The organism is Sphingopyxis sp. RIFCSPHIGHO2_12_FULL_65_19, assembly GCF_001830555.1.
Classification (GTDB): domain Bacteria; phylum Pseudomonadota; class Alphaproteobacteria; order Sphingomonadales; family Sphingomonadaceae; genus Sphingopyxis.
Map to the genome: position 1 here is coordinate 73,324 of NZ_MIAM01000030.1, position 4,314 is coordinate 77,637.

Genomic DNA, 4,314 nt, shown 5'->3' on the forward strand with positions numbered 1-4,314 from the left:
CGGCACGCGATGCAGGGGACTTGCGAATGGCGGATCGACAGGGCAATATGCTGCGTCCTTGCGACGGCTGACCCGCCCCGAAATGGCCCGATCTGCCGGTCTTGACGTTCACGTCAACGGAAACTAGTTTCATCGGCATGACCGAACCTTACGGCCACGCCCATATCGATACGCCCGATCATCTGGGGCGCGAACAATTCAGCATCACCGACTTGTCGACCGAGTTCGGGGTCACTGCTCGTGCCCTGCGTTTCTATGAGGATGAAGGGCTGATCAGCCCGTCGCGCAAGGGATTGTCGCGCATCTATTCAAAACGCGATCGCGCCCGGCTGGCTTGGATCTTGCGCGCCAAGCGCACGGGGTTCAGCTTGGCCGATATTCGCGAGATGATCGACCTGTATGATGTCGGCGACGGCCGCAAGTTGCAGCGCCAGGTGACGATCGAAAAATGCGAACAGCGCATCGGCCTGTTGCAACGCCAGCGCGACGATATTGACAGCGCTGTAGATGAGCTGTCACGTTTCATCGATATGGTGAAGAAAGTCGACGCGGGCCAATAGGCCGTCCGGCTGCTGACCCTCTGCCTCTCCCCAGGCAAGTTTGACCAAATTGCTTTTCAGAAGGATTTCCCATGCCCGTCTATCGCGCACCCGTGCAAGACACGCTGTTCCTCCTCAACGATGTGCTCGGGATCGAGCGCTATGCAAACCTGCCGGGTTTCGCCAACGCGACCCCCGACATGGTGGAAGCGGTGCTGACCGAGGCGGGCAAGTTCTGCGAGGAAGTGTTGTTCCCGATCAACCAGTCGGGCGACCTTGAAGGCTGCACGCGGCACGATGACGGGTCGGTGACGACGCCCAAGGGCTTCAAGGAAGCCTATAAGGCCTATTCGGAAGCGGGCTGGGGCCTGCTGACCGCGCCGGAAGAATTTGGCGGGCAGGGGCTGCCGCACGTCATCGGCTTTCCGGTCGAGGAATATCGCAACGCCGCCAATCAGGCCTTCGCCATGTATCCGGGGCTGACGCAGGGCGCGACCGCGGCGATTCTCGTCAAGGGATCGGATGAGCAGAAAGCGACCTATGTCCCCAGGATGATTGCGGGCGAATGGGGCGGGACGATGAACCTGACCGAACCGCACTGCGGCACCGACCTCGGACTCATCCGCACGCGCGCGGTGCCGAACGGCGACGGCAGCTATGCCGTCACCGGCACCAAGATCTTCATTTCGTCGGGCGAGCATGACCTGACCGACAACATCATTCACCTGGTGCTGGCGAAGACACCCGACGCGCCGGACAGCGTCAAGGGCATCTCGCTGTTCATCGTGCCCAAATTCATCGTCAACGACGATGGCTCGCTGGGCGACCGCAACACGCTGTCGTGCGGGTCGATCGAGCACAAGATGGGCATCCACGCCAATTCGACCTGCGTGATGAATTATGATGGCGCGAAGGGCTGGATGGTCGGCGAAGAAAATAAGGGCCTTGCCGCGATGTTCGTGATGATGAACGCGGCGCGCCTCGGCGTCGGTATCCAGGGGCTGGGCCAGGCCGACGTCGCCTATCAGAATGCGGTGCAATATGCGAAGGACCGCCGCCAAGGCCGCGCGCTCACCGGGCCGCAGGACCCGCAGGAAAAGGCCGATCCGCTGTTCGTTCACCCCGATGTGCGCCGCATGCTGATGGACGGCAAGGCGACGGTGGAGGGACTGCGCGCGCTCTGCACCTGGGGGGCGCTCCAGGTTGATCTGGCGCATGTCGCCGAAAGCGAGGAAGAGCGCCAGCGCGCCGATGATCTCGTCAGCCTGCTGACCCCGGTGATCAAGGGTTTCGGCACCGACAAGGGGTATGAGGTCGCGACCAATGCGCAGCAGGTGTTCGGCGGCCACGGCTACATCGAAGAACAGGGCATGTCGCAATATGTCCGCGATGCGCGCATCACGATGATCTATGAAGGCGCGAACGGCGTGCAGGCGATGGATCTCGTCGGCCGCAAGCTGGCCCAGAATGGCGGCCGCGCCATCCAGGCCTTTTTCGCGATCGTCGATGAGGAATGCGGCCGTGCCAAAGACAATGAGGCACTGGCGGATTTTGCGGGGCGCCTCGAAAAAGCGAATGGCGAGCTGAAGGCTGCAACGATGTGGTTCATGGCTAACGGCATGGCGAACCCGAACAACGTCGGCGCGGGCGCTCATCATTATATGCATATCCTTGGCATCGTCGCGCTGGGCTCGATGTGGCTGATGATGGCCGAAGCGGCGCAGAAGGCGTTGGCCGAAGGTCGCGGCGACAAGGCGTTCCTCGAAGCGAAGCTCGTTACCGCACGCTATTTCGCCGAACGCTTCCTGCCCGACGCCGGGTCGCTCCGCCGCAAGATCGAAGCGGGCAGCGAGGCGATGATGGCGCTGGCGCCCGAGCAGTTTGTCGCCGCCTGATATGCGCCTATGCAACCATCGCCGCCGTCATGCGTGTCGGCGGCGATGAGCAAAGGGGATCTTGCACCGATCGTCGTCGAAGGGCGCAATTGCTGGCGCATCGAACGCGCCGACAAGGCGCGGATGATTGTCGATGCCGCCGACTATTTTAAGCTGCTGAAAGAGCTGATGGCAGGCGCGAAAGAGCGCATCCTGCTGATCGGCTGGGATTTCGACCCGCGCATCGCGCTGGTGCCCGGGACGGACGGCAAAGGCGAATCGCTCGGCCATTACCTGCTTGGGCTGGCGCGCGCCAAACCCGAACGCGACATCGACATTTTGCGCTGGAATTTTGGCGGGTTGAAGCATTTTCTGGTGCCAAGCATCGTGGCGATGATCCTGCGCTGGAAAGCGACGCGCTCGATCAGCTTTCGCCTCGACGGCGCGCATCCGGCCGGGTGCAGCCATCATCAGAAGGTCGCGGTGTTCGACGATCATCTGGCGGTGTGCGGCGGGATCGACGTTGCCGCATCGCGCTGGGACACGCGCGAGCACATGGACGGTGACGGGCGGCGGTCCAACCCCGACGGCAAAGCCTATATGCCGTGGCACGATTCCACGATGATCCTGGCCGGGGATGTCGGGCGCGCGCTCGCCGAACTGGGCAATGAACGCTGGCAGCGCGCAACGCAAAAAGAACTGCGCGAGGTTAAGGGCGACGGCGAGACGTGGCCCGACGCGCTCGAACCCGATTTCACCGATGTCGACGTGGCGATTTCGCGCTCGCGCGCCGAATATAATGGCTATCCTGACGTGCGCGAAATCGAGCAACTCTATCTCGACATGATCGCGGCGGCGAAGCACTTTATCTATTTCGAGAATCAATATTTTACGAGCGGCAAGATCGCGGCTGCGATTGCGGCGCGGCTCGACGAGGATGACGCCCCCGAATTCGTGATGGTGATGCCCGAAACCGCCGACGGCTGGCTCGAACAGATGGCGATGGACGCGGCGCGGGTGAAGCTGGTTCGCGCGATCGCCAAGACGAAACATGGCGACCGGCTGCGCATCTATGTTCCTTATACCGCGGGCGGCAAACCCATCTATGTCCATGCCAAGACTGCGGTTGTCGACGACCGGCTGTTGCGCGTCGGATCGTCGAACATGAACAACCGCTCGATGGGACTCGACAGCGAATGCGACGTCTCGATTGATGCTGCGCTGCCCGCAAACCGGGGCGCCCCGCCCGTGATCCGCAAGCTGCGCGAATCGTTGATCGCCGAACATCTGGACGTCGATCCGGCCGAGGTGGCGCGCGCCTTTGACGCATCGGGTTCGCTGATCGCCGCGATAGAGGCGCTGCGCGGGCCTGGCCGCTCGCTCGAACTGCTCGACCTGGTCGCCCCGGGGCCGATGGACGATTTCATCGCCGACAATGAATTGCTCGATCCGACGAGCCCCGATGCGATGTTCGAGAGCTTTGCCGAGCGCGGGCTGAAGAAAAGCTGGCGACGGGGGAAAAACTGGATGAAGCGGCACCGGCCGTTCCGGCGGCACGGGCACTGATCTATTCCGTCCGCTGCCCCGGCGAAGGCCGGGATGACGGGTGATCAGTCTGCAAGGGACAGGATGTGCTGCGCCTGCTTGAGATGCGGGGCATCGACCATCTTGCCATCGACTTGCAACACGCCGACGCCGGGATTGGCCGCAAAAGCATCGACGATAGCCTGCGCGCGCGCGACATCCTCGGCAGCGGGCGTGAAGGCGGCGTTGATCGGTTCGACCTGTGACGGGTGGATCGCCATCATGCCGGTAAAACCGTCGCGGCGGGCGCGGGCGGCATAGGCAGCGAGGCCCGCTTCGTCCTTGATGGCAGGAAATACCGTGTCGATCGCGGCGGT

At 62.7% G+C, this 4,314-nt stretch carries 4 protein-coding genes; 3 read left to right on the forward strand and 1 reads right to left on the reverse strand.

The window, feature by feature from the left end; genetic code table 11:
- Positions 1-137: 137 nt before the first annotated feature.
- From A3E77_RS09940 to A3E77_RS09950, 3 genes are all read left to right on the forward strand, one after another.
- Positions 138-560, forward strand: coding sequence for a MerR family transcriptional regulator (locus tag A3E77_RS09940; RefSeq protein WP_293645464.1), 423 nt, complete (start codon positions 138-140; stop codon positions 558-560).
- Between the two features lie 71 nt (positions 561-631).
- Positions 632-2,434: an acyl-CoA dehydrogenase C-terminal domain-containing protein gene (locus A3E77_RS09945; protein ID WP_293645466.1), complete on the forward strand. Its 1,803-nt coding sequence runs from the start codon at positions 632-634 to the stop codon at positions 2,432-2,434.
- A 45-nt stretch (positions 2,435-2,479) separates the two neighbouring features.
- Positions 2,480-3,979 carry a phospholipase D-like domain-containing protein gene (locus A3E77_RS09950; RefSeq protein WP_293645468.1) on the forward strand — a complete coding sequence of 500 codons (1,500 nt, stop codon included), beginning with the start codon at positions 2,480-2,482 and terminating at the stop codon, positions 3,977-3,979.
- A gap of 44 nt (positions 3,980-4,023) precedes the next feature.
- Here A3E77_RS09950 and A3E77_RS09955 read toward each other — a convergent pair.
- Positions 4,024-4,314, reverse strand: a 291-nt coding sequence (locus tag A3E77_RS09955; protein WP_293645470.1) for an HpcH/HpaI aldolase/citrate lyase family protein, incomplete at its 5' end; no start/stop codon positions are given.